This window comes from Shewanella sp. W3-18-1 (assembly GCF_000015185.1).
Classification (GTDB): domain Bacteria; phylum Pseudomonadota; class Gammaproteobacteria; order Enterobacterales; family Shewanellaceae; genus Shewanella; species Shewanella putrefaciens.
Genome location: NC_008750.1, coordinates 962,833 through 989,602, shown reverse-complemented (window position 1 = coordinate 989,602; position 26,770 = coordinate 962,833). Strand labels below are relative to the sequence as shown.

18 protein-coding genes and 1 pseudogene are annotated in these 26,770 nt (G+C 45.6%); 8 read left to right on the top strand and 11 right to left on the bottom strand.

Annotation, left to right across the window (positions count from 1 at the left end; genetic code table 11):
* Window positions 1-27: 27 nt before the first annotated feature.
* From SPUTW3181_RS04505 to SPUTW3181_RS04495, 3 genes are all read left to right on the top strand, one after another.
* Window positions 28-2,313 (top strand): nitric-oxide reductase large subunit, encoded by a 2,286-nt coding sequence (locus SPUTW3181_RS04505; protein ID WP_011788250.1) that lies wholly within the window; start codon window positions 28-30, stop codon window positions 2,311-2,313.
* Window positions 2,314-2,539: 226 nt separating this feature from the next.
* Window positions 2,540-4,093: a nitric oxide reductase transcriptional regulator NorR gene (gene norR / locus SPUTW3181_RS04500; protein WP_011788249.1), complete on the top strand. Its 1,554-nt coding sequence runs from the start codon at window positions 2,540-2,542 to the stop codon at window positions 4,091-4,093.
* A gap of 171 nt (window positions 4,094-4,264) precedes the next feature.
* Window positions 4,265-5,179 carry a L,D-transpeptidase family protein gene (locus tag SPUTW3181_RS04495; RefSeq protein WP_011788248.1) on the top strand — a complete coding sequence of 305 codons (915 nt, stop codon included), beginning with the start codon at window positions 4,265-4,267 and terminating at the stop codon, window positions 5,177-5,179.
* A gap of 62 nt (window positions 5,180-5,241) precedes the next feature.
* On the opposite strand, the gene SPUTW3181_RS04490 is transcribed toward SPUTW3181_RS04495, so the two are convergent.
* Window positions 5,242-6,069, bottom strand: a complete 828-nt coding sequence (locus tag SPUTW3181_RS04490) for a M14 family metallocarboxypeptidase (protein ID WP_011788247.1) — start codon at window positions 6,067-6,069, stop codon at window positions 5,242-5,244.
* A 243-nt stretch (window positions 6,070-6,312) separates the two neighbouring features.
* Between SPUTW3181_RS04490 and zapE the strand changes: the two genes are divergently transcribed.
* Window positions 6,313-7,530 carry a cell division protein ZapE gene (gene zapE, locus SPUTW3181_RS04485; protein ID WP_011788246.1) on the top strand — a complete coding sequence of 406 codons (1,218 nt, stop codon included), beginning with the start codon at window positions 6,313-6,315 and terminating at the stop codon, window positions 7,528-7,530.
* 27 nt (window positions 7,531-7,557) lie between these two features.
* Here zapE and SPUTW3181_RS04480 read toward each other — a convergent pair whose 3' ends face one another.
* The 8 genes and pseudogenes from SPUTW3181_RS04480 to SPUTW3181_RS04450 form a co-directional block, all read right to left on the bottom strand.
* The gene (locus SPUTW3181_RS04480) at window positions 7,558-8,241 is read right to left on the bottom strand and encodes a response regulator (RefSeq protein WP_011788245.1); all 684 of its coding nucleotides are present in this window, start codon (window positions 8,239-8,241) and stop codon (window positions 7,558-7,560) included.
* 49 nt (window positions 8,242-8,290) lie between these two features.
* A complete protein-coding gene (locus tag SPUTW3181_RS04475; protein WP_011788244.1) occupies window positions 8,291-10,951 on the bottom strand; it encodes a sensor histidine kinase in 2,661 nt (886 codons plus the stop codon).
* Window positions 10,952-10,953: 2 nt separating this feature from the next.
* Complete coding sequence (locus tag SPUTW3181_RS04470; protein WP_011788243.1) at window positions 10,954-11,724, bottom strand: TorF family putative porin; 771 nt, start codon at window positions 11,722-11,724, stop codon at window positions 10,954-10,956.
* Window positions 11,725-11,758: 34 nt separating this feature from the next.
* Window positions 11,759-12,316 (bottom strand): annotated as a pseudogene (kdpC, locus tag SPUTW3181_RS04465) (potassium-transporting ATPase subunit KdpC).
* A gap of 51 nt (window positions 12,317-12,367) precedes the next feature.
* Entirely contained in the window at window positions 12,368-14,386 is a 2,019-nt protein-coding gene (gene kdpB, locus SPUTW3181_RS04460; RefSeq protein ID WP_011788240.1) for a potassium-transporting ATPase subunit KdpB, read from the bottom strand.
* A 2-nt stretch (window positions 14,387-14,388) separates the two neighbouring features.
* The gene (kdpA, locus tag SPUTW3181_RS04455) at window positions 14,389-16,113 is read right to left on the bottom strand and encodes a potassium-transporting ATPase subunit KdpA (protein ID WP_011788239.1); all 1,725 of its coding nucleotides are present in this window, start codon (window positions 16,111-16,113) and stop codon (window positions 14,389-14,391) included.
* An 8-nt stretch (window positions 16,114-16,121) separates the two neighbouring features.
* Entirely contained in the window at window positions 16,122-16,202 is an 81-nt protein-coding gene (kdpF, locus tag SPUTW3181_RS22310; protein ID WP_081429803.1) for a K(+)-transporting ATPase subunit F, read from the bottom strand.
* A gap of 569 nt (window positions 16,203-16,771) precedes the next feature.
* Entirely contained in the window at window positions 16,772-17,767 is a 996-nt protein-coding gene (locus tag SPUTW3181_RS04450; RefSeq protein WP_025007584.1) for a LysR family transcriptional regulator, read from the bottom strand.
* Between the two features lie 138 nt (window positions 17,768-17,905).
* Between SPUTW3181_RS04450 and SPUTW3181_RS04445 the strand changes: the two genes are divergently transcribed.
* Complete coding sequence (locus tag SPUTW3181_RS04445) at window positions 17,906-18,865, top strand: sodium-dependent bicarbonate transport family permease (protein ID WP_011788237.1); 960 nt, start codon at window positions 17,906-17,908, stop codon at window positions 18,863-18,865.
* Between the two features lie 82 nt (window positions 18,866-18,947).
* On the opposite strand, the gene SPUTW3181_RS04440 is transcribed toward SPUTW3181_RS04445, so the two are convergent.
* Both SPUTW3181_RS04440 and glnE read right to left on the bottom strand, forming a co-directional pair.
* The gene (locus SPUTW3181_RS04440; RefSeq protein ID WP_011788236.1) at window positions 18,948-19,919 is read right to left on the bottom strand and encodes a sensor domain-containing diguanylate cyclase; all 972 of its coding nucleotides are present in this window, start codon (window positions 19,917-19,919) and stop codon (window positions 18,948-18,950) included.
* A 76-nt stretch (window positions 19,920-19,995) separates the two neighbouring features.
* On the bottom strand, window positions 19,996-22,860 hold the full coding sequence (glnE, locus tag SPUTW3181_RS04435) for a bifunctional [glutamate--ammonia ligase]-adenylyl-L-tyrosine phosphorylase/[glutamate--ammonia-ligase] adenylyltransferase (protein ID WP_011788235.1): 2,865 nt from the start codon (window positions 22,858-22,860) through the stop codon (window positions 19,996-19,998).
* Between the two features lie 225 nt (window positions 22,861-23,085).
* Between glnE and SPUTW3181_RS04430 the strand changes: the two genes are divergently transcribed.
* Genes SPUTW3181_RS04430 through SPUTW3181_RS04420 form a run of 3 tightly spaced genes read left to right on the top strand, consistent with a single transcriptional unit; the run spans window position 23,086 to window position 26,711 of the window.
* On the top strand, window positions 23,086-24,069 hold the full coding sequence (locus tag SPUTW3181_RS04430; protein ID WP_011788234.1) for a hypothetical protein: 984 nt from the start codon (window positions 23,086-23,088) through the stop codon (window positions 24,067-24,069).
* A 13-nt stretch (window positions 24,070-24,082) separates the two neighbouring features.
* Window positions 24,083-24,982 carry a DUF350 domain-containing protein gene (locus SPUTW3181_RS04425; protein WP_011788233.1) on the top strand — a complete coding sequence of 300 codons (900 nt, stop codon included), beginning with the start codon at window positions 24,083-24,085 and terminating at the stop codon, window positions 24,980-24,982.
* Between the two features lie 4 nt (window positions 24,983-24,986).
* On the top strand, window positions 24,987-26,711 hold the full coding sequence (locus SPUTW3181_RS04420) for a polyamine aminopropyltransferase (RefSeq protein WP_011788232.1): 1,725 nt from the start codon (window positions 24,987-24,989) through the stop codon (window positions 26,709-26,711).
* The last annotated feature ends 59 nt before the right edge of the window (window positions 26,712-26,770 follow it).

Sequence of the window (26,770 nt, the reverse complement as noted above, 5' to 3'; positions counted from 1 at the left end):
CAAAATGACGTTGTATTAAGGGGATTTATGAGCAAACAAAAACTCACAGTAATTGCACTATTATTAGTGTTAATTGCTTCATTTACGGTACTGCTTAGTATTGGCAGTGAAATTTATCGAGAAAAACCACCCATACCAACAGCCTTTACCGATGCCAGTGGACACACAGTGTTTAGTGGACAAGATATAGAACAAGGCCAATTAGTATGGCGATCTATGGGAGGTCATCAACTGGGTTCCATTTGGGGACATGGTTCTTATGTTGCCCCTGATTGGACCGCCGACTGGTTACACAAAGAAGCGGAGGCTTGGCTCAACATACGCGCAATGGAACAATATCAACACCCCTTTGAACAACTGACTAATCCTGCAAAGGCTGGTTTAGAACAGGCACTAAGGGATGATTTGCGTCGTAATACTGTAGAACAACATGCTGATGGCACGAGTATTATCAGATTATCTACAACACGAGTTGAAGCCATTAATAAGGTCAGCCAGCACTACCTCTCATTGTTTGGTAGCGATCCTGAGCTAAAAAACTTACGCGAGCAATATGCAATGAAAGAAGGCACTGTGCCCGATCTTGCCCGCCGTGAGCAACTCAATGCTTTTCTCTTCTGGGGGGCGTGGGCCGCAATCACTGAACGTCCAGATGCTTCATATACTTATACAAATAACTGGCCCTTCGATCCGCAGCTAGGCAATACCCCAACCTCGGATAATATTGTTTGGTCAATCCTCAGTATTGTCACTTTAATCGCAGGAATTGGTGGCTTAATCTGGCATCACGCCAGTGGTAAACACGAAAGCCTACCTAAACCTGCCGAGCAAGATCCACTATTCTTGGCTAAACCAACCGCCTCACAAAAAGCGGTTGGTAAATACTTTATTACCGCTATTGGCCTCTTTCTACTACAAATTTTACTCGGTGGTATTACCGCCCACTATGCGGTAGAAGGTCAAGAATTCTACGGTTTCCCCCTTGCAGAAATCCTCCCCTATTCAGTCACTCGTACTTGGCATACTCAATTAGCAGTATTCTGGATTGCCACTGCTTGGCTAGGCACAGGATTATATATTGCCCCAGCATTATCAGGTCATGAGCCTAAATATCAACGCCTCGGTGTTAACGTGCTATGGGTCGCCTTAGTCATAATTGTAGTTGGTTCAATGGCTGGTGAGTGGATGGGAGTACAGCAGTACTTTGATCTTGATATGAATTTCCTTTTCGGCCATCAAGGTTATGAATACATAGATTTAGGCCGCGTATGGCAAATACTATTGTTAATTGGATTATTAATTTGGTTGGCTCTAGTCACTGCGGCAATGAAACCCGCGCTCAAAGTCCAAAGTGAAATGCGCCCCGTTATATGGGTACTTTACGCCTCCTGCGTCGCTATTGGATTATTCTATGGCGCAGGTCTTTTTATGGGGAAACACTCTAACCTCGCGATTGCCGAATATTGGCGTTGGTGGGTGGTGCATTTGTGGGTTGAAGGCTTCTTTGAGACCTTCGCCACCGCCGTTATCGCCCTGATGTTAGTGCGTCTTGGTTTAATACGTGGTCGCAGCGCCAACAGCGCCGTACTTTTTACCACTGTGATCTTTTTAACTGGCGGGCTCATTGGCACCTTACACCACCTCTATTTTACCGGAACACCCACATCCGTTATTGCTTGGGGTGCGATTTTCTCCGCATTAGAAGTAGTCCCATTAGCCATTATTGGTTTTGAAGCGATGGAAACGTATCGCCTACGCAAAGCCAGTCACTGGATGCAAAGATATCATTGGGCCATTATGTTCTTTGTCGCTACTGCGTTTTGGAATTTAGTTGGGGCAGGCATACTTGGGTTCCTAATCAACCCACCTATCGCCCTTTATTACATACAAGGCTTAAACACAACGGCAACCCATGCTCATGCGGCATTTATGGGAGTATACGGTATGTTAGGCATGGGCTTGATGCTCTTCTGTCTACGCGGATTAACAGGCAAGATGCAATGGAATGAAAAAATGCTAAAAGGAGCCTTCTGGAGCCTCAATATCGGTCTTGCCGCTATGGTCTTTATGTCACTGCTACCTGTGGGCATTACACAATTCTTTGCCGTCATCGACCATGGATATTGGTATGCTCGCTCGCCTGAGGTTATCCACAGCCCATTAGTCGAACGACTCGTCTGGATGCGCATGTTTGGGGACGTTATTTTCAGTGTCGGCGGTTTGTTGATGGGAGCATTCCTATTCGATCTGATTAAAAAAGCACTGAATAAAACACCGCAAGTTCAGCATGAATTACTCGAACCCAATCGCTAACGCCCTCTTTTAAACTTGTCCAAGGCATCATTTACGATGCCTTGGACTTATAGTTTAACAGCGGTGAGTCTAGCCACAGTCAGTCTAGCCACCATGCATCAAACTGGATTTTATTGCGTCGGTTACATAATAACTCAACTTACCAGTTCAAAGCAGACTGGCATTGTTTAAACTACCTGTGTCAATATCACAATTATTTATACCCACTGGATACACTGGAGTTTGTATGGCATTAAGTCAAACCGAACTGACCCGTATTGCCCTTGATATCACTTCAGGTTTAGGTCATAGGGATCGTTTCTCACGTTTACTGGATACCGTAAGACAAAATCTCCACTGTAATGCCGCGGCACTGCTCACTTTCCATGGACAATACTTTACGCCACTGGCGATCAATGGCTTAAATGACGATGTGCTTGGTAGACGATTTATCCTCAGTGAACACCCTAGGCTTGAAGCCATCGCAAGGGCGGGGGATATAGTGCGTTTTCCCGCTGATAGTGAATTGCCCGATCCCTACGATGGTTTAATTCCGAATCAAGCTGACCAACTAAAAGTACACGCCTGCATTGGTCTGCCACTCTTTTCCAATGAACGTCTTATCGGGGCTGTCACTATCGATGCGTTTGATCCCCTTCAATTTGATCAATTTAGCAATACCGAGCTACGCAGTTTAAGTGCTATCGCAGCCGCCTCATTAAGCAATGCATTATTGGTAGAAAAACTTGAGCGTTTGGCCCTTAATAGCCACGCCAGCCATACAGAAGAAAATGCCCCAAACTTGAATACGGATGGCGAACTCATTGGTCATTCTCCCATCATACAAAGTCTAAATCGAGAAATCGAAGTCGTTGCCCACAGTGATCTCAATGTATTAATCCTAGGCGAAACAGGTACAGGAAAAGAATTAGTCGCTCAAGCCATACATCAAAAATCAGCAAGAGCGACTAAAGCCTTAGTCTACCTAAATTGTGCCGCCCTCCCCGAGTCGGTCGCAGAAAGTGAACTCTTTGGGCATGTTAAGGGCGCCTTTACTGGTGCAATAAGCCATCGTAGTGGCAAATTCGAAATGGCGGATAAAGGCACTTTATTTTTAGATGAAATAGGTGAGTTACCACTCACACTACAAGCAAAATTACTGCGGGTACTGCAATACGGTGATCTACAAAGAGTAGGAGACGATCGCAGCCTAAAAGTCGATGTGCGGATTATTGCTGCTACCAACAAAGTGCTTAAAACTGAAGTGCTAGAAGGACGCTTTAGAGCCGATCTTTACCATAGATTAAGCGTATTTCCCCTATTAGTGCCCCCACTACGGGAGCGTGGACAAGATATCACACTACTAAGTGGTTTCTTTGCCGAGCGTTACAAGCAAAAGCTTGGGATAAAACAACTCAATTTTAGTCCCACTAGCTTATTACTACTCAACCAATACACTTGGCCTGGTAACGTACGAGAGCTAGAACATGCAATCCATAGGGCAACGGTTCTAGCTCGCGTATCCGCCGAAAATGGCTGCTGCACCATTGAGCCACAGCATTTTGACTTACCACTGAAACTCAATCCCCTCGAAACGAGCCAATCAATAGCGACTAGCGATGTGTCCGCACGAGAAACGAGGGAATTTTTAAACTTAACGCTTGCGACTGAGTCATTTCAGAGCGATTACATTAAACGCGTCTTTGCTACGCAAGATAACAATTGGGCCGCCACAGCAAGGATATTGGGCGTCGATCCTGGCAATCTACATCGCTTGGCTAAGCGTCTAAAGTTAAAATAAGTGATAAATACGCTGTACGGATCATATTTCAGTTGAAATAATGTTCAAAATAAGGAAGGATGCGAGCTTCGCGCGCCAGAGCATGTTGCCCGTCAATTTGCCGCGCTATTTTAGGTAGAGAAAGCAGCGTTCAACACGCTTTTTTATTAACAGGAATCGTAGTATCCGCTTATGAGTATGCTTCGCACCACAGCTTTATTATTGACTTTAGCGTTCCCAAGTCTCTCCGCTTTAGCAACGGAATACCCTTTACCGCCGCCTTCAAGTCGGTTAGTTGGCGAAAACCATTATTACACTGTGCCAGAGGGTAAACACACCCTAGAAGATATCGCGGCTCAATTCCAGCTGGGTCTAAGTAACTTGATGGAAGCCAATCCTGGTGTCGATCCATTCTTACCCAAACCTGGCAGCCAGTTATTAATTCCACACCAGTTAATTCTGCCAAACGCCCCGCGTGAAGGCATTGTGATCAACGTTGCGGAAATGCGTTTGTACTACTACCCGAAGGGCAAAAAGACCGTTGAAGTCCTGCCTATTGGTATTGGACAAATTGGCAAAGATACGCCAGAAAACTGGGTGACTAGCGTTCAACGTAAGCGTGCCAATCCTACGTGGACACCAACACCACGTATCCGCAAAGAATACGCGGCAAAAGGCGAAATTCTCCCCGCGGTATGGCCAGCAGGCCCTGATAACCCAATGGGCTTATATGCGCTCTATATTGGCAACTTGTATGCTATCCATGGTACTAACGCCAGCTTTGGTATTGGTTTACGCGTCAGTCAAGGATGCGTGCGCTTACGCCACGAAGATATCGAGCATTTATTTAAAACAGTGCCTGTCGGCACTCGTGTACAATTTGTTAATCAACCGATTAAAGCGACAGAAGAGCCTGATGGAAAACGCTATTTAGCGGTACATCAACCGCTATCGCGTACTATTGCAGAGTTTGAATCAAATGAACCTGTTGCTATCTCCTTACCCAAGGATATCGTTAAGTTTATCGCGAAGGCGGATACCGATTCATCTGTGATTAAAAAACTGCTTGATGAACGTACTGGCGTGCCCACCGTTATCAATCAGTAATACTGCACAGCTAAAAAAATACCCGCTTATTCGCGGGTATTTTTTATCTATAAATAGATTTTTCAATCACATAATGGTGCACAAAGTGCTAAAAAGTGCGTCATCGCCGCGCTATTGGCCAAGATCCGTTGATCAAAATTTTGCAGTGCAGGGGTTTCGGTACAAGCCCCGACTCTTGCACCACTGCGGACCAAGCAAGCCTCAAATGAAGTATCGAAGTGGTTGAAGATCAAACCATCCTTTACAGGACAACCGTCTATCTCACCATCGGGTGCAATAGGGAAATATCCCCCTAAAGTGTCGCGTAAATCGAGGCTAAAACGCCCAGGTACTTGGCTTGGTTCAAACGAATACACATAGGCTTCATGGCTTAACACATCTTCATGGCAAGTTAAAATCCCTTCTCGGCTCGCAGCAATCAGTAACTGTGCATGTTCGAGTAATAATTTACCTTCTATTGATGTGGTTTCATTCGCCTTTGGTTTACCATTTTCAAACACAAATCCACGGTTAGGGTTTTCACCGAATTTGTTGAATCTATGGCCGCGATTAAATCCTGTTGGATTAACGAGGGGCAGTAAACTTAGGTTAACGCGCTCAAATAACTCGGAGGAAGCCTCACTTAAGAAGTGCAATAACCCCCATGGCCCAGCGGATTCTTCACCGTGAAAACCAGCACTGATTAATAAAGACGGTAAGCTCGATTTAGCGGCAGGAGATTGATACAAGCTAACCTTATATTTACCTACTTCACCCAATACCTTCTCAACCATGCCCAAACGGGACATTTCTTGCTCAAGCAGTAGATAAAAATTATCAATATCAGTGCTTTCACAGTTAAAAATATCGCTTTTCCACTGAAAGGATTCGAACGGAGATCTGCTTACCATATCTTGTACTTATGCCAGAAAAAGAACTGTGCCATCATAGCAGTTCTTTTAGAAAACTGAATGATATTCAACTGAATTCGATGAAATCCGACGAGTCTCTGACTTTACCCTACGCCTTACCAATACTCACAAAGTAAAGTGCGACATTTTTAACCAAGACAGGCAGAATAATCCCCCGACTTAGCAGCTAAGCTGTCTGCGTGGTGACGGCTTGAAAAGGTGAGAGTAAACTAGATTGTGAATATGGCTAATACTATGCTTTTAAATCAAAAAATCACTAAAAATACCAACATATCTCCACTGGCCATTTACCAAGCTCAAGTTGGCGTAAATTTGGTTGTAGATCCTGCCCAACAACAGGCCGTTTTCGCCCTAGAAGATTTATTCCATCAATTGACTTCACCCACTAAAAATAGCTGCCAGCAACAGTACTCGCAGATTAAAGGTCTGTACTTGTGGGGCGATGTCGGTCGGGGCAAAACATTTTTGATGGATTTATTTTTCGACTGTTTACCAACAGAGGGAAAGTTAAGACTGCATTTTCACCGATTTATGGCGATGATCCACCAAGCATTACGCGAACATTCGGGTAAACGAGATCCCTTAACTGTGATTGCCAAAAATCTAGCGAAAGAGTGCAAGGTGCTCTGTTTTGATGAGTTTTTTGTCTCAGATATTGGCGATGCCATGATACTCGCAGGGCTGTTTGAGTGCCTATTCAAACAAGGTGTGGTCTTGGTCGCCACATCAAATATCCCCATAGAGCGCTTATATGAAAACGGCTTAGCCAGACACAGATTTTTGCCCTGTATCCAACTGCTGCAAACACATACGCAAATGCTGCACCTTGCAGGCAATCAAGACCATAGGATACATACTGATTCGATAGCTGATATCAGCGCCTCAACGTCCCTAAATATAGGTCTTAGTGGAACGCTCAATTTCGAGCAGATATTTGACAATATTGTGAATAAATTAGCCCCAAATACTCCCTTCGTAAGCAATACCAGCCTTACCATCTGCAACCGTGAAATCCCAGTTATCCGCGCTACATTAGCCCACACAGACAACTCAATTGCTTGGTTCGACTTTCATGCTCTCTGTGACGGCCCAAGATCCCAGCTCGATTACATCGAAATCGCAAGTCGATTTAAAATCGTAATGGTAAGCGGTGTCCCTAAACTAGGCGGTGAAGTCAAAGGTTGGATCCGCGCCCGCGGTACCGAGGATGGCACAGGAGAAAACCAAGCTGCCGCGACAGGCGAGCGTAAACTCTCCTATGCCGTCAACGACGACCCAGCACGGCGCTTTATCAGTTTAATTGATGAACTGTACGATCAACATGTCCGTTTATATCTGAGTTGCGATGTACCACTCAATGAACTCTACCAAGGTGGCGCGCTTAGTTTCGAATTTCGCAGAACCTACAGTCGATTAATCGAAATGAGCCGCAGCACTTAAGGTTCAAAGTAAAAATATATCTATAACCTATAGCTCAAAATATAAACGATAACCGACACCAGGTTCAGTCCGCATATACTGAGGCTCACTCGGGGAATCGCCTAATTTTTGCCTTAAGTGACTGACCACAATTCGTAGATAATGTGTGTCTTCTGTGTGGGCTGGCCCCCAAATTTCCTTTAGTAGCTGAGTCTGAGTAACAACGCAGTTAGGTGACGACGCCAATTTAGACAATACCGCGTATTCCTTGGGTGTGAGTTCGATAACTTGGTTATCAACTTTCACTAACCTACGACTTAAATCAATCTGCAACTTACCATCATCTAATATGGGTAATTTTTCAGGTTTGATATGGTCCCTTAAAATTGCCCGCACCCTTGCCAGTAACTCTTCCACACTAAAGGGTTTAGTTACATAATCCTGCGCGCCTGCATCTAATGCTGCGACTTTTTCCTTATCTTGATTGCGAACCGACAATACAATCACAGCAACATCGGACCATCCCCGTAACTCCTGTAGCACTTGATGGCCTTCCATATCCGGCAAGCCTAAATCCAAAATCACTAATTCAGGTTGCTGGCGAGCGACAGCTGAGAGTCCTTGCTGACCATTTTCTGCCTCAGTAACATCATAACCTTCACTGGCGAGTGCAATCCGCAACATGCGGCGTATTTGGGTCTCATCATCGATAACCACGATTTTTATTGCCACGTCTCTAGTCCATTCTGTGGTTTAGTAAGGATATTTTGACTAAAAATGATTAGCCAGGAACAGGGTAGTCTAACGGCAATTCAACTTCAAAACGAGTGCCTTGCCCCTGTAGGCAATCGGTAACGCGAACACTCCCCCCGTGTGCAGCTATCATGCCTTTACAAATAGCCAGCCCCATACCTGTGTTCTGTTTTTTCTGATCGCCATCGGCAACCACATAAAACATATCGAAAATTTGATCCCTATGGCTGACGGGGATCCCCGGCCCTCTGTCTTCAATGGCAATACAGCAACGGTGATTGGAAATGGTTAATTCAATACAAATAGGCTCTTCTGGTGGTGAAAATCGAACGGCATTCTCTAGAATGTTAAATAATCCTTGTTCGATCAGCGCCGCATGCACAAAGAGGAGTGGGGGTTCTTTTTCTCTGTGATATTCAACGATTGCGTTAGGGAAATAGCGTTTAAGCCTACCAAGTACGCTGCCAATAATGTCATCTGCCGAAACCCAATCACGCTCTATGCTCAAAGTGCCATGACCTAGGCGTGTCATGTCGAGTAAATTTTGGATATAGCTGTCCAAGCGACGGCTTTCTTGCAAAATAGTATCGAGTAGCTCGTTTCGGTCGGCCTCTAGCAATTGCTTATTCAATAGTTTTAAGCTCTCCGCCGCCCCCATCATAGCTGAGAGTGGTGATTTTAGATCGTGAGATACTGATGATAATAATGCCGAACGTAACTGCTCAATTTCTGTTTTCACCCGTGCCGATTCAAGATCTGACACTAACTGAATACGCCGCCAAGTATTAGCGCCTTGCTGTAACATGGCAAGAATAAGCTCTCTATCAAACGGACTGAGTTCGTTGACTGTGGGTTGCCAATCTAAAATCGCCGCGCCAATCGTCGTACCTTCAAGTTCAATGGGGAACACACTGACACCCGATGCGCTCAAGGTATCGCTCAAACGCCCCGCAGCTTGCCCATGGCGCAGGGTCCAATCGATTGCCGCCAAATCGAGGTCGTTAAATGGCGTATTCAGCAGCGGTAAATAGGATCGCTGACCGTCTTTACGCTGCAAAACAATATAACAATCGGCATTCACTGAACCTGTAATCTTGCATCCTATCGTTTGCCAAAGGGCTTTTTCATCATCGGCGACCGATAATTCTTGGGCGACATCCTTTAACGTTTCTGCATAACGATTTGACTCGCGCAGTAAAATAAACTGGTTCCTGATCCGAGAAGCGGCCGGGCCGCTGATAAGCCCGATAAAAACCAAAAAGATTAAGGTGGCAATGTCATCCTGGCTATTCACATTCATAGTGAATTTAGGCTCAGTGAGAAAGAAGTTAAAACTAAAAAATGACCATACCGCCGTCGCCATCGCAGGCCGAGCGCCATAGGTTAAGCCAATGCTGACAATCAAGAAAACATATAACAACACCAGATTGCCATTACTGAGCCAAGTATCTAAAAATGCCACCAGCGGGAAAATAACCACCACACCAATCAGCCCAAGAATATGGCCTCGAAGATCACCAAAACTGACTTTAGGCTTGATAGGGTCTCGTACTTGTACTTGACTGTCGGGGGCGTGATATACGCTGACTTCAACGGGTAAACCAGATTCAATCAAGCGTTGGTAGAGCCTTTTACGCCACCAAGGATAGGTGCGTTTCACACCCGCGCCGACTAACACTGTATTAATTCGATGTAGGGCTATGTAGGGTAAAATGGCCTGATAACTGCTCGTGCCACGTAATACTTCGGTCTGCGCACCGAGTTCTTTGGCTAAGGCAAAGGCCTCATTTAGTCTTTTTCGCTGATAAAGGCCCAGCGCTTTACCTGTATCGACCCAAAGCACTAACCAAGGAATTTGCCGCCGCTCAGCAATCTGCCGACCTATGCGGATCAAATATTGATGATCACTGCTGTTACTCACTAAAACCAACAATCTGTCTTTGAGAACAAAATCTGTTCCCTGTGCTTTGGCATCGAGTTCACAAATCAGTTTTGCATCGACTCGCTCTATGACTTTTTTCATTGCCAATTCGCGCAGAGCCGTCAAATTCGAGACCGAAAAAAAAGCATCTAAGGCTGAGCGAGCATACTCCGGCAGATAAACTTTGCCTTGCTGTAAGCGTTCGATAAGTGTTGATGGCGGTAAATCGACAAATATAATTTCATGGGCTTCATCAAGGAAGCGATCAGGTACGGTTTCCCGTACCCGCACTTGAGTAATTTGCAAAACCAGATCATTCAAACTGACCAAATGTTGAATGTTAACTGTGGTATAGACATCGATACCCGCAGCCAATAATTCTGCGACGTCTTGATAGCGCCGTTTATGGCGACTACCGGGAACATTCGTGTGGGCCAGTTCATCGACGAGGATCAGCTTAGGCCGACGAAGCAGCGCCGCATCTAAGTCAAATTCTGTTAAACGATTATTGTGATAATCAATGGGTTTACGCGCCAATACCTCAAAACCTGCTAGCATGGCCTCGGTATCGGCACGCCCATGGGTTTCCACCAGTCCAACCAGCAAATCGACACCTTGTTGGGCTATTTCCCTTGCCGCACTGAGCATTGCATAGGTCTTGCCCACGCCAGGTGCCGCCCCAAGAAAAACCGTCAGTTTACCTTTATCATTTTGCTGTATCTGACTTAAGAGCGCATTGGCTTGCTGTGTTTGACTGATTGGAACCACGATTAGAAACTCCTTGAAAGACTCACTAGCCAGCGCGCATCACACAGGGACTGGCACTGACTCTGCGATAAATCCGTATCGACATAACCGACACTCAACACATCCTGCTCAGTCATATTGAGGTTCAGCCCCACTCGCCAATCCCAATAGTGGTTATTGTCTGCGACCATAGAGCCTAAGAACTGCGCCATATCTTGCTGGGACGCAAAAAAATTACTCCCAAGATGCAGAGCGAGGCTTACATTAGAGAACAGTTGCGGCTCATAGCTTACGTAGACATACTGAAAATCGTCCACATTCTCGCCGAAATAATCAGGAGAATAAACCAACCCTAACTTAGCATCGGCGTAGCTTACCACAGCATAAATTTCGTTATAACTCAGGTCGGTATCGTCCTGCGAGTATTGATAACGTATCACGCCTAGGTCCGTTGTTAAGCCATTATCCCAATCCTTGGCCCAGCCAGCGGACAAGTCGAGTTCTAAACTTCCATCTCCAAATTCGATGTTACTGCCCCAAAGCGAGCCATACCAGCCAGAATCATGGCTTAAGGTATACCCTGCTTGAACTGCTGGTCCTTCATCGGTTTGAGAAATACCGCGAAACGCATAATCACTGGTAAGCATCACACTCCCTTGGCTCTGCCAAGAGGCATTGCCCCCTTGAGCCTCAGTGCTGGCAAGCGCGCCCATAGAGAGTGAAGATAACGCCATCATCACACCCGCGCAAAGGCACGAGCAACGCGAACAAAGAGCCGACTTAATCGGTAACATAAAAATGTATCCTTAAATTCAGTAGAATATTGTTTTATTGAGCGTGTTTAGCCATCTGGTCGAGAGCGAGGTTGAGTTTGAGCACATTGACGCGCGCTTGCCCAAAAATGCCCCACTGCGGTGGTTCGATAAATTGCGCCACTAAGGTCAACACTTGTGGTTCAGCTATCTGTCGAGCCTGAGCCACACGCGCGACTTGCAGTTTGGCCGCTGCGGGAGAAATATGAGGATCCAACCCCGCCCCCGATGTGGCGAGTAAATCCACAGGGATATCAGCGGCCTGAACGGATTCTCTGGCTTGGATTTCTTAGCTCGTTGCCATCACACGTTCACGTAACGCTGGGTTACTCGGCGCAAAGTTACTACCACCTGTCGCCATAGGATCGTAATCAACAGCGCTCGGCCGACTATAAAAATAGGCAGGATTAACAAAGGGCTGAGCGATAAACTCAGAACCCATAGCGACATTATCCCTGTGGATCACACTGCCCTTAGCTTGTACGGGAAATAAAGCGCCACCGAGCTGAGTCACAGTGCCGGTATAGACAACGCCACACACAAATAACAGGGCTAGACTGGCTCTCAATCCCATAACGGCATGCTGGGTTTTAGTGGTATATACGATTGAATTCATTACTGTCTCCTAGAGCATAAGGGCAATGATTGAGTCGAGCGCTTTAATGCCGACAAAGGGCAAAATCACCCCACCTAAGCCATAAATCAGCATGTTATTTCGCAGTAATTTTTCTGCACTTATGGGTCTGAGCTTGATGCCTTTTAATGCCAATGGAATTAAGGCGGGAATGATAAGAGCATTAAATACGAGCGCTGCGAGTACGGCTGAGGTTGGGCTGTGAAGCTGCATCAGATCCAGTGCACCAATCGCAGGCAAAGCCCCCGCAAATACCGCTGGAATAATGGCAAAATACTTAGCCACATCATTGGAGAGGGAAAATGTAGTCAAGGCGCCACGGGTGATCAGCAATTGTTTTCCGACTTCAACGATAGCCAGTAATTTAGTGGGATCAGAATCCAAATCCACCATATTGCCAGCTTCTTTAGCGGCTTGGGTACCTGAGTTCATCGCAAGACCTACATCGGCCTGCGCCAATGCTGGCGCATCGTTAGTGCCATCCCCCACCATAGCCACTAATCGACCTTTGGCCTGCTCTGCACGAATAAGGGCAAGTTTATCCTCAGGTTTAGCTTCAGCGACAAAATCATCAACCCCAGCCTCGGCGGCAATCACGCCAGCCGTTAGCGGATTATCCCCTGTCACCATGATGGTCCGTACACCGAGCGCTCTTAAACGTGCAAACCGCTCCGCAACGCCTGGCTTAATCACGTCACTTAAGGCTATAACCCCTAAAATGTGCGTACCACTGGCAACGACTAAAGGAGTACCCCCCTGCAAAGCCACTTTACGGATAAGCGCGTTAACAGATTCAGGCCAGTGAATTTGATGCTGCTGCGCCCAAAACTGCATCGCATCGCCCGCGCCTTTAATGCCTTGAATACCATCGGTTAAAATCACCCCAGAAACCCGAGTCTCCGGCGTAAATGGGATAAAAGTCGCATCCGTAGGTTTGACGGGCAATACCGCGCCCAAATCTATGGCCAATTTGAGTACAGATTTCCCTTCAGGGGTGGGGTCATCGAGGGAAGACAGCACCGCCGCATCACGCAACATCTCAGCTGCAATGCCTTTCACGGGTAAAAATGCGGTCGCTTGACGATCACCGAAAGTGATAGTGCCAGTTTTATCCAGCAGTAACGTATCGATATCCCCCGCAACTTCCACGGCTTTACCCGATTTAGCGACCACATTGGCGGCTAAGGCACGGTTCATGCCGGCAATACCAATAGCGGGTAACAAGCCACCAATCGTCGTTGGGATCAAACACACTAACAGCGCAATTAACATAGTGTAATCAAGGCTTGCACCGACGAAACCCGCCATGGGTGGCAAAGTCACCACCACGATAAGGAAAACCGCAGTCAATGATGCAAGTAGCACAGTCAACGCCGTTTCGTTCGGTGTTTTCTGACGCTTCGCCCCTTCGACCAGCCCTATCATACGATCTAAGAAGCTATTCCCAGGATCGTTGGCAACCAGCACGGTAATTTCACCCGTAAGTACCTTAGTGCCGCCAATCACACCGGAATGATCTGTGCCTGCTTCACGCAGCACAGCCGCAGATTCACCGGTAATCGCCGATTCATTGATAGTGGCTATCCCTTCGATGATTTCACCATCGGCAGGAATATAATCACCCTGTAAAACCTTCACCTTATCGCCTTTGACAAGCAAAGTTGCGGATACTGATTCCAACTCACCGTGGCGTATGCGCCGAGCCTGCAAGGCCTCTTTCGCCGACTTTAAGCTAGCCGCTTGTCCACGCCCCCTTGCCTCTGCCACGGATTCCGCAAAGTTAGAAAACCACACGGTAAGCAAAAGAATAAGGGTCGTGGCTAACTCAAAAGTAACAGTCTCGCCATTGAAGAACTTTTGTCCTGTGATCAATGCGGCGAGTAAAGCACCCACCAGCACCACGAACATCACAGGATTGCCAGCCATACTCACTAAGGACATTTTCTTTACAGCACCAAAGGCAGCTTGCTTCACGCCGGCGCTATCTAATATTTGAGCAGGTTTATGCATGACTATTTCTCCAGACTCATAGTGGCAAGTTCTAAAGCTTCGCCAATAGGCCCTAATACCGCCGCTGGTAAGAAAGACAGGAAGTTAATGATTAAAATCACGGCAATAAGGGTGAAACAAAAGGTGGGACTCTCGAGCTTCAGGCTCGCGTTACTGTCGGGGCTCACTCTTTTACTCGACATCATCCCCGCAATCGCCAGCGGTAAAAACAGTGGCAGGTATCGACCAAGCAGTAAGGCGATAACGCAGCTGATATTCCACCAAGGTGTGTTATCACCTAAACCTTCAAAACCCGAACCGTTATTAGCAAAAGCGGAGGTATATTCGTAAAAGACTTGCGAAATTCCATGAAAGCCGGGGTTGCTGTTGCCCGTAATACTCGGGATCGCCACACTGATCGCCGTCAAACCTAAGACGCATAAGGTAGGTAAAACTAATAGACTTCCCAAAAGGGTGATTTCACGGGTTTCGAGCTTACGACCAAATATCTCTGGCGTACGGCCAATCATCAATCCCGATAAGAAAACAGCAATCCACACATAAACGATAAAGTTAACAAAACCGCAGCCAATACCGCCCCATATCGCATTGAGCAACATGCCTGATCGCGTCATCAATCCCCCTATTGGATTGAAGGAATCGTGCATGGCATTGACCGAACCGTTAGAGGTTTGTGTGGTAAAAGAAGCCCATAGCGCCGATAGCTCAGGTCCAAAGCGAACTTCTTTACCCTCCATATTAGGCCCTTGGGCGCTTAATCCCGCAAAGGCGGCGTTGGGTTGCAACTCGCTGTACACAGTTGCCCCAAGAAAACTGACGCTCAATAGACCCATTGCCACCAGAGCCATCAAGGTAAATTTTTTGCGTCTTAGCATGCCGCCCGCCATAAAAACGACGGACATAGGGATCAACACTAAGGCAATGGTCTCGATTGCATTACTGACTGGCGTTGGGTTTTCCAGCGGGTTACTGCTGTTGGGACCATACCAGCCCCCGCCATTAGTGCCTAACTGCTTGATGGCCACCATAGAAGCAACGGGGCCAATCGGAACGACCTGCTCAGAGATAGGTGATGCTGAATCTAAGGTGTTCACTTTTTGCGCACCGTCAAAACTACTCGGTACGCCTTGCCAAGTCAGTAACAGCGCCACAATAGCCGCTAATGGCAGCATAAGTCTGAGCACACCGCGCACTAGGTCAACATAATAGTTACCCAGATTTCGAGCCTCGCCCTCTTTGGCGCTGTCATTATTCAACCCGCCTAACATTCCCCGCAAAATCGCCACACAAACCGCCAGCGCCATGGCTGGAGTGACAAATTGCAGCGTGACAATGACAAATCCTTGGGACAGATAACTAAGCTGAGCCTGCCCAGAATAGTGCTGTTGATTGGTATTGGTGAGGAATGACACCGCAGTGTGCAACGCCAGATCCCAAGATAATGGCCCTATGCCATCGGGGTTAAGCGGTAACACATGTTGGAATTTAAGGATAAGAAACGCCAAAATACCAAGTACTAAGTTGCTGATAAGAAACGCCGCACCATAGGATTTCCATGTCATCCCCGAATGGGCATTTACGCCGATAGCCCGATAAATCCACTTTTCAATAGGATTAAATAAACGATCTGAAAAATGGGACTGACCAGAGAAAACCCCTGTCATATAGGATCCCAACAGCCATGCGAGCCCAAGCGCAGTAGTAAAAATAAGGGTAATTTCAAACATAACGACTCCTAAAACTTATCAGGGGCAAACATTGCCACTGCTAAGTAAATGAAAAGTGCTATGGAAAGTATTAGAAATATCCAGTCCATATAATTTGTCCTTAAGAAATTGAGTAACGGGACAAATATATGAATTAACGGTGTAAAGTCTCTAGAGTTCAAATGACTAATCCCGTAAAGAATACGTAAAAATCATCAACTATCAGAGAATAAACATGATGAGGAACATGTAAAATTAGTGTGTTTTTTGCGGATGATAAAGTCACTCAAACAGCAGAATATCAATTAGGATTCTATTGCCAATTAACAATAAGTTATCATTCCAAGCCAAAGCTGATTGAATCATCATAATCAGTGGTAATTAAGGCCGCAAAAAGCCATAGAATTAGCTGTAAAAGTAAAATAAAAAAGCCATCATTCTTTTGCCGAGTTTATTTTTATCACGATGACTCATATCGATAATAGGCGGCAAATGAATCAGGCTGTTTATACCGATGATATAAATCAATTAAGTTTTTTGTAATCTGCTGAGCTGATTGCCAGCCAATAGCGCATCGCCAAGATTCAGTAAAACCCAATTATTCATATTTCATCATCCTATCAAGATGAAAGTCCTATTAAATCTTGCTATCACTAAAAAAAGTTCAGCTAGATTCCCCCTACCTAGATAGACTTGCAGGATTAAAATGCATGCTAAGCTGCTGGATATCCGTAGCAACCCACTCTGGTTCAATACATTCGGCCAAGTGCGCTGCCATAAAATCCACTAACTGCATGGCCGCATAGGGTAAGCGGCGATCTTTACGACCAACCAGATACCAATTACTTTCAAGAGGAAAACCAATAACAGGCAAAACCGCTGGTTTTTCACGCCCTTCTTGCAGTGTGTGTGCTGATATGACGGATAATCCTAAACCCGACGCAACGCTCAAACGGATGGCTTCATTGCTCTCAATTTGCATCGTATCGCTTAGGGTTATGCCTTGAGCACTACACCAAGACTCAAACATCAAGCGCGTGGCTGAGCCTGGTTCGCGCACGATAAAACGCTCATGTTTAAGCTCATTAAAATTCACTTGCTCGCGGCCCACCGCCCAGTGATCTTTAGGCACAATCAATTGCAGTGGGTTTTTAATGATGCGCGCGGATAACACATTATCACCACTTGGTGGATGGCTAAACAGATATAAATCATCTTCTTGGCGTTCAAATCGGCCTAACACATGGGCACGATTACCAATATTTAAGGTCACTTTAACCTGTGGAAATTGCCGATAAAATGCACCTAAAATCCGTGGTAATACGTATTTTGCAGTGGTGACTATGCCAATATTGATATGACCAACGCTGCCACCTTTAGCCTGCTGCATAAAGGCTTCAACATCCTCAAAACGACTTAAGGTATCGCAGGCGGCGCGATAAAGTTCATTACCTATCAAAGTAGGCAACATGCGGCCATCACGGCTCTCCAGTAATGGCTCGCCCAACACATCGGCCAGTTTCTTAAGTTGCAATGACACTGTCGGCTGAGTTAAATGTAAAACCCTTGCTGCTGCGGAAATATTGCCAAGCCGAACAACCTGCACATAGACCTGCAATAAACGAAAACTTAAGTGCCGCAATTTAAATGGGGTCAATGACGAATGCTTTTCCATAGATAATGTTCTATACCTAAGTGGTAAACAATTTATTTTCCAATATAACCAATTAGGTTCAAAATCACCAGCCATCAGGATCACTCGACCACTCACCCTGTATAGCAGGGTGTAAAAGTCAAAACTAATGAGATACTTATGCCCGATATTGTGATTGCTTTCTTCGCTTTAGGTTTATTAGCTGGCCTCGTAAAATCAGATCTTAAAGTCCCCCCAGCTATTTACGAAACCTTATCCATTCTGTTGATGCTGACTTTGGGATTAAAGGGAGGGATGTCACTCCATGGGCACACCCAAAACTTAGTGCCTAGTGAACTCTTAGCCGTCATTGCGCTAGGTTTAATCATTCCATTAGTCCTATATCCAGTATTAACCCAACTGGTACGCATAGGCCGCACCGATGCCATTAGCATTGCCGCCCATTATGGCTCAGTGAGTGCGGGGACTTTTGCGGTGGTCATGGCGATCGTGGAAAATACCGGACTCACCTTAAGACCAGAAACAACACTGTATTTAGTGTTACTCGAACTGCCTGCAATTATTGTGATGCTCTGGCTACATCGATATTTAAGTGCTAAAAATGCTACAGAAACAATGCCTAAAGTGGAAGCACAATCAAATGTATTGCACGAGGCTTTAACCAGCCGTGGTGTTGTCCTTCTGCTCGGTGGTGTCGCTATTGGTTGGCTCTATGGCCCAAATGGGCTGGCACCAATAACGCCCGTGCTACTCGGTGGCTTTAAAACCTTATTGGCCTTATTTTTACTCGAGATGGGTTTAGTCACGGCCAAGGTATGCTTACCTCTGCCCCTCAAACAATGGCGCCTACTCGTATTTGCGGCGGTGGTTCCTTTCGTTTTAGCCTGGTTCGGCATTGGTGTGGGTGTATGGCTAGATCTACCCGCTGGCAGTATTTTAGTATTAGCGGGCTTAAGTGCTAGCGCATCCTATATCGCGGCACCTGCAGCCATACGTGCCGCAATCCCTGAAGCCAATATAGGCTTAGCAATGCTAGCTTCTCTTGGGATCACGTTTCCAGTTAACGTATTAATTGGCTTACCTTTATATCAACATTGGGTCATGCTCATTACGGCTTAACGCCGGTGTTTAGTTTTTCGCCTAATCAGATCCAATGAAAAGGGAGACATTATTGTCTCCCTTTTCATCTGGCATAAGCAATTTAAGATGCATCACTGTGATGTGCGGCTTTATTCTGATACATGGCTTTATCGGCGGAATCTAACAGATCCTCTAAGCCCATATCTGAATCCGGCGTCCAATGGGCGATACCTATGCTGGTCGCCAATCGATGTTGCTTAGGATGCTGTTGATTATATTGCTCAAGTAACTGCGTAAAGCGCTCGATGACCCGATTAACTGTATCTCTATGCACAAAACTTAACAGCACCACAAACTCATCGCCGCCAAGCCTTGCGATCACATCCGACTCCCTAAAAGCAGTCATTAAGATATGGGCAAAATCATATAACACCTGATCGCCCTTACGATGACCAAAGCTATCATTCACTTCTTTAAAAAAATCGAGATCGAAGAACACTAAAGCCGCCTCCGATTCAGTGCGTCGACAACTCGCTATGGCCTGATGTGCTAATAACTCAAATCCTCGACGATTTGAAATGCCCGTTAAAGGATCTAAGGTATTCTGCGCGATAGATAATAACTCGGCCTCAACCATTTGGCCGAGATCTGTCAAGGTTTCAATATCTTCTTGGCTAAACTCCCGAGGTTCAGTGTCATTTACACATAGTGTTCCTACTCGGTAATGATGATTTATCGTGAGTGGGTAACCTGCATAAAAACGAATAAAGGGTTCTTGTGCCACAAAAGGATTATCACAAAACCGCGGATCGAGAAGAGTATCGTTAATAATAAAAATACCCTCATAGTTTATTGCGTGGGCACAAAGGGAAATATCCCGTGATGTTTCAGTTATTTCAAGTCCTTGGCGAGATTTAAACCACTGGCGCTGAGCATCTACAAGGGTAATGACACAAATTGGCAACGAAAAAATTCGCCGAGTCAGGCGAGTGATACGGTCGAAGCGCTCCTCTGCATCGGTATCTAACACATTGAGAGCTCGCAACGTGGCTAAACGTTGCAGCTCATTTTCTGGGATGGGAGGTAATTCCATGGCACTCTCTAATAGCTGCTCTGCATTAAACTTTAGACCAAATCCCCCGACCTAGAGAATTTGAATAGACAAAAGTTTACGATTCAAGCACGGCTCGATAGATGTTCAGTACCCGCTCGGCATGTTCTGCAACCTCAATGTAAGGCAACTGCCCCGACTTTTGCTGTAGTGTAAGTCGGTGATTCTCATCCCTTAGCCAACAATAGGATTGAGTTAAATGTTGCGCACTCATAATAGGTAAAAGCGCAAGTTCGGCTAACACAGCAAAAATTCGCACATTATCAGACCAAATCGATAGTTCTGGATACTCATGGGCATTAGCAAGCACAAGATACTGAGCAATAAATTCAATATCGGCGATTCCACCAATGCTTTGTTTTAAATCGAATTGGCCTTCAGTCACTTTTAACAAATGATCACGCATCTTCTGGCGCATCTCACGCACGGCTTTTTTAAGCTCCGCTTTATCCCTCGACTGTTCTAACACTGAGGCTCGGATATGACTAAACTTAACCGCTAAACTATTGTCACCAAAAACAAAACGTGAGCGAACTAAGGCTTGATGCTCCCAAGTCCAAGCCTCATTAGCTTGATATTCCCCGAAGCGTTCAATCTCACTGACCATCAACCCCGAGGCGCCAGAGGGGCGCAGACGCATATCGACCTCATACAATTCTCCTGATGTGGTGCGAGTGGAGAATAAATGCAAAATGCGTTGGGCAAGTTTAAGGTAAAAATGTCCTACTTCTATCGGTCTATCGCCATTAGTTAGGCTGTTTTCCATATTTTTATGGGCTTCGTATAGGAATACCAAATCCAGATCCGATCCATACCCAAGTTCAATACCGCCTAACTTACCGTAACCAATAACGGCAAAACCAGTATCACTACTCTCAAGATACCCAGGCACACCATGACGTTGCGCCACCTGTTGCCATGCTTGCATCACAACCTGCTCAATAATAGCTTCAGCTAAAAAGGTTAAATGATCACTGACTTGCATCACAGGTAATACGCCTGTGACATCGGCTGCGGCAATCTTAAGTTGTTGTGAAAGTTTAAATTGTCGCAGCGCCTCCATTTGCTGCTCCATATCATCTTCCGGCACCCTAAGCAGATATTGGCGCAACTCGCTGGGATAATCGTCCAATGAAGTGGTGTCGTACAAATGCGCGGGATCGATAAGCTCATCCAATAACATAGGAAATTTAGCTAACTGAGTCGCAATCCAAGGACTTGCACAACACAAGCTCACTAATTGTTGACGCGCACCAGGGTTTTCGCATAAAAGCTCGAGGTAAGTGGTGCGCGTTAAAATCTGTTCAAGTACCTTAGAAACGGGTTCGAAGGCCGCCGACGGACTGTGTTGATTGAGAAGCTCCTCCAATAATCTTGGCATTAATTTATCTAAAGTTTCCCGGCCTCGAGGTCCAATAGATCGCTTTATCACCGTTTCACGCCAACAGCTAAGCATAGGCCATAGCTTGTCATCTTCGATCTGTTGCTCGGCAAACAATGCAAGTGCATGATCATCCTGCTGTACATTCCACAATTGCACAGTCCAATGCTCTGTTTTTTCTTCCCCTTCTTCACCCCCAACGGTCGCTTTAAAATGACGGTGTATTTTCGCCATTGCCGCTTCAATATGACTGCGTAACTCAACCTCATTTGCCATATCGAGTACATGACATAATCTTGCCCAATCGAGGGGATTATTCGGTAAGGTTTGAGTCTGTTTATCATCAATCGCTTGTAGTAGATTTTCGACTCGGCGCAGCAGCAAGTAACTGTGTTTTAATTCGTCCACCGCCAGGTATTCAAACTGCCCAAGACTATAAAGCGTGTCCATAGCGCCAAATAAACTCTGTTGGCGAAGTGCTGGCTCTCTTCCACCGCGAATAAGTTGAAAACTTTGCACCACGAATTCCACTTCTCGAATACCGCCAGCACCGAGTTTGATATTGTCAGTTAGCTGACGACGACGTACCTCTTGAGCGATAAGCTGCTTCATTTTTCGTAGGGAGTCGATAGCCGAAAAATCAATATAACGGCGGTACACAAAGGGGCGAAGTAAACTGTGTAGTTCATCGGAAAAATGATTCCACGGACCAAGTGCGCGGGCTTTAACCATGGCATAGCGTTCCCAATCACGCCCCTGCTCTTGGTAATAATCCTCAAGTGCACTAAAACTCACCACCAGTGGACCACTCTCACCATAAGGACGCAAACGCATATCGACTCTGAAAACAAAACCATCGACCGTTATTTGATCGAGTAGATTGACAAGCCTTTGCCCCATACGAATAAAAAATTGTTGGTTATCTAAACTCCGACGGCCACCAAGGGTTTCGCCATGCTCGGGAAAAGTGAAAATCAGATCGATATCCGAGGAAAAGTTAAGCTCACGACCACCGAGTTTCCCCATACCTAAAATCAGCAGCGGTTGCGGATTACCAGCTTTATCCATTGGTGTGCCATATTGCGCGCACATCTCTTTGTAAAGCCAATCGCGGGCACAGATCACTAACGCTTCAGCCAGTGCAGATAAATCGAGAAGGGAGGTTTCTAAACTGGTGTAATCTAAAAAATCACGCCAAGCTAAGCGTACCATTTGATAATTACGAAAACGACGTAATACGGATTTAGCCATATCCTCGCTAGTCGCATTACTTAGCAACTCATGTAATTCAACATCATAATGTTTACGATTAACATCCGTTAAGTCTCCCATGAATAGTCGATTAATCCATTCGGGATGTCTACTTAACTGCGCGGCCACATAATCACTTAACCCCAGTACCGTTTTTAATTCTTGTTTAGCTGTTGGTGTCAAATGTGACAGCCCATCGGACCATACATCCTCTAGCCGCTGCCAATGGCGCTCTGCGGTTTGTGTGATGAGTGTAGACAATGACTTCTTACTGTCTTTTTGCATGGTCATAATAATCCCTAACAAATTAAACTATCGACATATTATGTCGTAAATGATATAGATTGACATGTTCAACGAGACTTGCAGCTACCTGATGTAACACACAAATAAAGGAATGCCCTTTTATCAGTGCTGTTTAAGGGTACTATAACCTGTGCAACAGGCATATTGGGCAAGAGGATTATTATTTGCCCGCAAGTATTTGAGTTTTATTTCAACCCTTTTGGAGACAACATGGCAGGAATGCTAAGGCATGTTCTCATATCGATACTCTTGATTACGGTGACTTTATCCTTGACGGGATGTGGTGATGATAGACCGGATAAAATAGCTAAGTATCAACAACTCACTGAGCAGCGTCTCGCGTCGCTCGGCACTATGCTCGATGACGGGCAATTGCGTAACGCCAATCTGCTAAAACAATACAGCACACTGTTAAAACAGCAAAAACCCGATTTAGCACCACTGCTTGATGAACTAGCGAAGGATTCAGGCCCCAAAGGGCCTATGTATACATCACTAAAACGTCGCTTAGAAGAGTCTAAAAATGCGGCAAATTTTGCCGATCTCGATCAGCAATTAGCCGAAGCTGAAAACCTCTATCAAGCGGCAGATCCGAGCCTGTTTAACGATATGCTGTCCGATCCCGTTAACGTGGTTGCCGATATGTCCGAGGGTAAGCTCGCCCGCGTAAATGCGATTAGCCGTGAAGCCGCAGCATTAGCCAATGGCGCAGAAGACTTTGGCCCTGGTAGCCAACTTGTTGGTAACCCTGCCTACGGCAGTTGGCAAACCGATTCCAGTGGTATGTCATTTTGGGCTTGGTACGGCATGTATTCCATGTTCTCAAATATTTTTAATCGTCCCATTGCCTATGATCGCTGGTCAGGTAATCGTGGCTATAGTTATTACAATGACGTAGGCCGTTATCGCTATACCTCACCAAAGCAAGCCGATGCCCAAGCGAAAACATTTGAACGAACTAAAAAACGATTTGACTCTCAAGGTAAGCTTTTTGATAGTCCCTATGCGAAACCACGTACAGGAGCCACAGCATTATCCCGTGAAAGCACGAGTACACCCAAAGCCAATACAACGAGCGCGAGTAAAAGTTCTGCGAATAATTCAAGCAGTAAGTTCCGTTCAAACTATTCTAAAGACAGTAGTTTCCGTAATTCCAGCAATCGTACGACCCGCAGTGTGCGCCGGGGCAAGTAACTAAGGATTTCCAATGACACTATTTCAGGATTTCGGTATCACATCAGAGCTAGTCACGATACTCGCTATCGATCTTACTATTGCAGTTATCTTGCTAACCTTAATGCGTTATTTGCAAGGCTGGAGTGTAAAAGTTAATAGCAGCAAAGAACTCGCCGAGCGAGATAATTTTGCCTTTGGTATCAGTACCGCTGGCGCAGTTGCGGCTCTCGGCATTGTATTAACTGGGGCAATAACAGGGGCAGCAGCTCACTCCTATATGACCGAGGCGATAGGCATGATCGCCTATGGACTGTTTGGTTTAGTACTAATCAAGCTCGGACGTTTTTTGCATGATAAAATCGCCTTAAATGAACTGGATAAAAATCAGCAAATCATTAAAGGAAATATTTCTGTTGCCATCGTTGATGCAAGCGCCGCCATTGCGACCGCCATTATTATCCGCGCTGTTTTGCTCTGGGCTGAGGATTTAACGGTCGATACTTTCATCGCAATTTTCAGTGCATTTGCGATTTCGCAATTAATGCTAGTATTACTGACTCGCTGGCGTGAAAACCGTTTTGCAAGCCGCAACCAAGACTCTTCTATGCAACATGCGCTCGAACAAGGACACACTGCGCTGGCGATTCGCCACGCGGGCTACATGATTGCAATGGCATTGAGCTTTAATGCCGCAAGTCATTTTATTATTTTTAATCCAACAGCATACGTAACAAATGTGATTGGCTGGTTGGTATTTTCAATCATTATGCTGATTGTGCTTTCACTACTGATATTTGTGGTGAAAAAATTAGTCTTGGCTCGCATCGATTTGGCTAATGAAGTGGAAAGACAGCACAATATTGGTATTGCTGCAGTAGAAATGGCGATCAGTATCGCTATCGCGCTTATTCTTACGGCACTGATGGCCTAATCGAATGCAAGAAAACAGTTTAGCTCCCTTAGCGGCTAAACCTAGCCGCTTAGGTTGGTTTGACGATGTCCTATTATTGGGCATTATGGCCGTATTAGCAGGCTGCGGCCTGATTTACGAATATCTACTGTCACATTATGCGGGGCGTATTTTAGGTGCATTAGAAGCGGCCATCTACACTATGATTGGCTTGATGATCGTTTCTATGGGATTGGGGGCCTTTGCTGCACGTAAAATCCGAGATGCCTTTACCGGTTTTGTCATATTAGAACTCACAGTCGCACTTTGTGGCTCACTCGCCATTTTAATCACCGCGGCGGTGATTGGTTTTGGTCAACAACTGCCTTTAATCATTGCAAGTACATTAGGGTTACCACCGGATCAATTACCGGATGGCGGTGTGATAGGTACGCTGCAAAAACTCAGTGAATACTTACCCTATATGTGGGGTGTGTTGCTAGGCTTGATGATTGGTATGGAAATCCCCCTTATCGCAAGGGTACGCCAATCCCTTTCTGATGAACATTTGCTCCATAATGCTGGCACTATTTATGGTGCTGATTACATAGGTGCAGGCATAGGTGCCGCCATTTGGGTGGGTTTTATGCTTGCCATTGATATTCAGCTCGCCGCCGCCTTAACCGCCAGTTTTAACCTATTAGCGGGTTTTGTGTTTATCTGGCGATTCTGGCCGAAAATCCGCCAAGCTAAACTGCTGTTAATCGGGCATCTTGTTGTCACAGGCGTCTTGTTGGTGTTAGCGATACACGGCCCACGCTGGGAGCAAGAATTTAACAATCTGCTTTATAAAGATAAAGTGGTTTATAGCAAGGCAACTCGATTCCAACAACTGACGTTTACTGAACGCCTACGGGGTAATGGATTAGCACCTGTATATGCTTTATATATCAATGGCCGTTTACAATTTTCGAGCATAGATGAGCACATCTACCATACATTTCTCGTGCATCCCACACTCGCCGCCAGTGCCCGCCATAACAAAGTACTCATTATTGGCGGTGGTGACGGGCTTGGATTAAAACAAGTACTGCGTTGGCAACCGGAGCAGGTTACCCTACTCGATCTTGATGCTGATCTGGTTAAGTTATTTAAGTCACCCGATACAGATATGCCTGAAAATTTAACTCAAGCTATGCTGGCATTAAATGGCGACGCACTGAATGATCCCCGTGTCACAATCATCAATGATGATGCCTTTAACGGCGTCGATAAACTAATTGCCACAGGCGTTAAATACGATGCCATTATTGTGGACTTACCCGACCCGAGCCACCCCGATCTCAATAAGCTGTACTCAGATTATTTCTACCGTAAATTAAAGGAACTAATGAGCAGTGATGGCGCACTGACTGTACAGTCAACCTCGCCTTATCATGCTCCTAAGGCCTTTATTTCAGTGGCAAAAACCTTAGTTGTAGCTGGATTTGACGTTAAGCAATATCACCATAATGTCCCCAGCTTTGGCGAATGGGGATGGAGCATTGCTACTGCGGGTGGAAGGGATGCACAGTACAGGCTTGCGCAGTTAACGGAATTCCCTATCAAAGATGATTGGCTCACATTAGGACTTGTGAAGGGCGCATTTGAGTTTCCAGCTAACTTTTATCTGGATGCTGTCAATATAAAACCCAATGAATTAGGCTCATTACAGTTGTACCACTACCATTTACAGGCTTGGTCTGAAAACCAAGGAATCGATCTTTTTTAACGGAGAAAGATAGTGCTTGACATATTATGTCTTGGTGCTATCTTTGAACACAGACATAA

What these genes read in the sequence shown, in the direction of transcription:
- SPUTW3181_RS04505 (WP_011788250.1), top strand. Translation starts at nt 28, where the DNA reads ATGAGCAAACAAAAACTCACAGTAATTGCACTATTATTAGTGTTAATT.
- norR (WP_011788249.1), top strand. Translation starts at nt 2,540, where the DNA reads ATGGCATTAAGTCAAACCGAACTGACCCGTATTGCCCTTGATATCACT.
- SPUTW3181_RS04495 (WP_011788248.1), top strand. Translation starts at nt 4,265, where the DNA reads ATGAGTATGCTTCGCACCACAGCTTTATTATTGACTTTAGCGTTCCCA.
- SPUTW3181_RS04490 (WP_011788247.1), bottom strand. Translation starts at nt 6,069, where the DNA reads ATGGTAAGCAGATCTCCGTTCGAATCCTTTCAGTGGAAAAGCGATATT.
- zapE (WP_011788246.1), top strand. Translation starts at nt 6,313, where the DNA reads ATGGCTAATACTATGCTTTTAAATCAAAAAATCACTAAAAATACCAAC.
- SPUTW3181_RS04470 (WP_011788243.1), bottom strand. Translation starts at nt 11,724, where the DNA reads ATGTTACCGATTAAGTCGGCTCTTTGTTCGCGTTGCTCGTGCCTTTGC.
- kdpB (WP_011788240.1), bottom strand. Translation starts at nt 14,386, where the DNA reads ATGCATAAACCTGCTCAAATATTAGATAGCGCCGGCGTGAAGCAAGCT.
- kdpA (WP_011788239.1), bottom strand. Translation starts at nt 16,113, where the DNA reads ATGTTTGAAATTACCCTTATTTTTACTACTGCGCTTGGGCTCGCATGG.
- kdpF (WP_081429803.1), bottom strand. Translation starts at nt 16,202, where the DNA reads ATGGACTGGATATTTCTAATACTTTCCATAGCACTTTTCATTTACTTA.
- SPUTW3181_RS04450 (WP_025007584.1), bottom strand. Translation starts at nt 17,767, where the DNA reads ATGGAAAAGCATTCGTCATTGACCCCATTTAAATTGCGGCACTTAAGT.
- SPUTW3181_RS04445 (WP_011788237.1), top strand. Translation starts at nt 17,906, where the DNA reads ATGCCCGATATTGTGATTGCTTTCTTCGCTTTAGGTTTATTAGCTGGC.
- SPUTW3181_RS04440 (WP_011788236.1), bottom strand. Translation starts at nt 19,919, where the DNA reads ATGGAATTACCTCCCATCCCAGAAAATGAGCTGCAACGTTTAGCCACG.
- glnE (WP_011788235.1), bottom strand. Translation starts at nt 22,860, where the DNA reads ATGACCATGCAAAAAGACAGTAAGAAGTCATTGTCTACACTCATCACA.
- SPUTW3181_RS04430 (WP_011788234.1), top strand. Translation starts at nt 23,086, where the DNA reads ATGGCAGGAATGCTAAGGCATGTTCTCATATCGATACTCTTGATTACG.
- SPUTW3181_RS04425 (WP_011788233.1), top strand. Translation starts at nt 24,083, where the DNA reads ATGACACTATTTCAGGATTTCGGTATCACATCAGAGCTAGTCACGATA.
- SPUTW3181_RS04420 (WP_011788232.1), top strand. Translation starts at nt 24,987, where the DNA reads ATGCAAGAAAACAGTTTAGCTCCCTTAGCGGCTAAACCTAGCCGCTTA.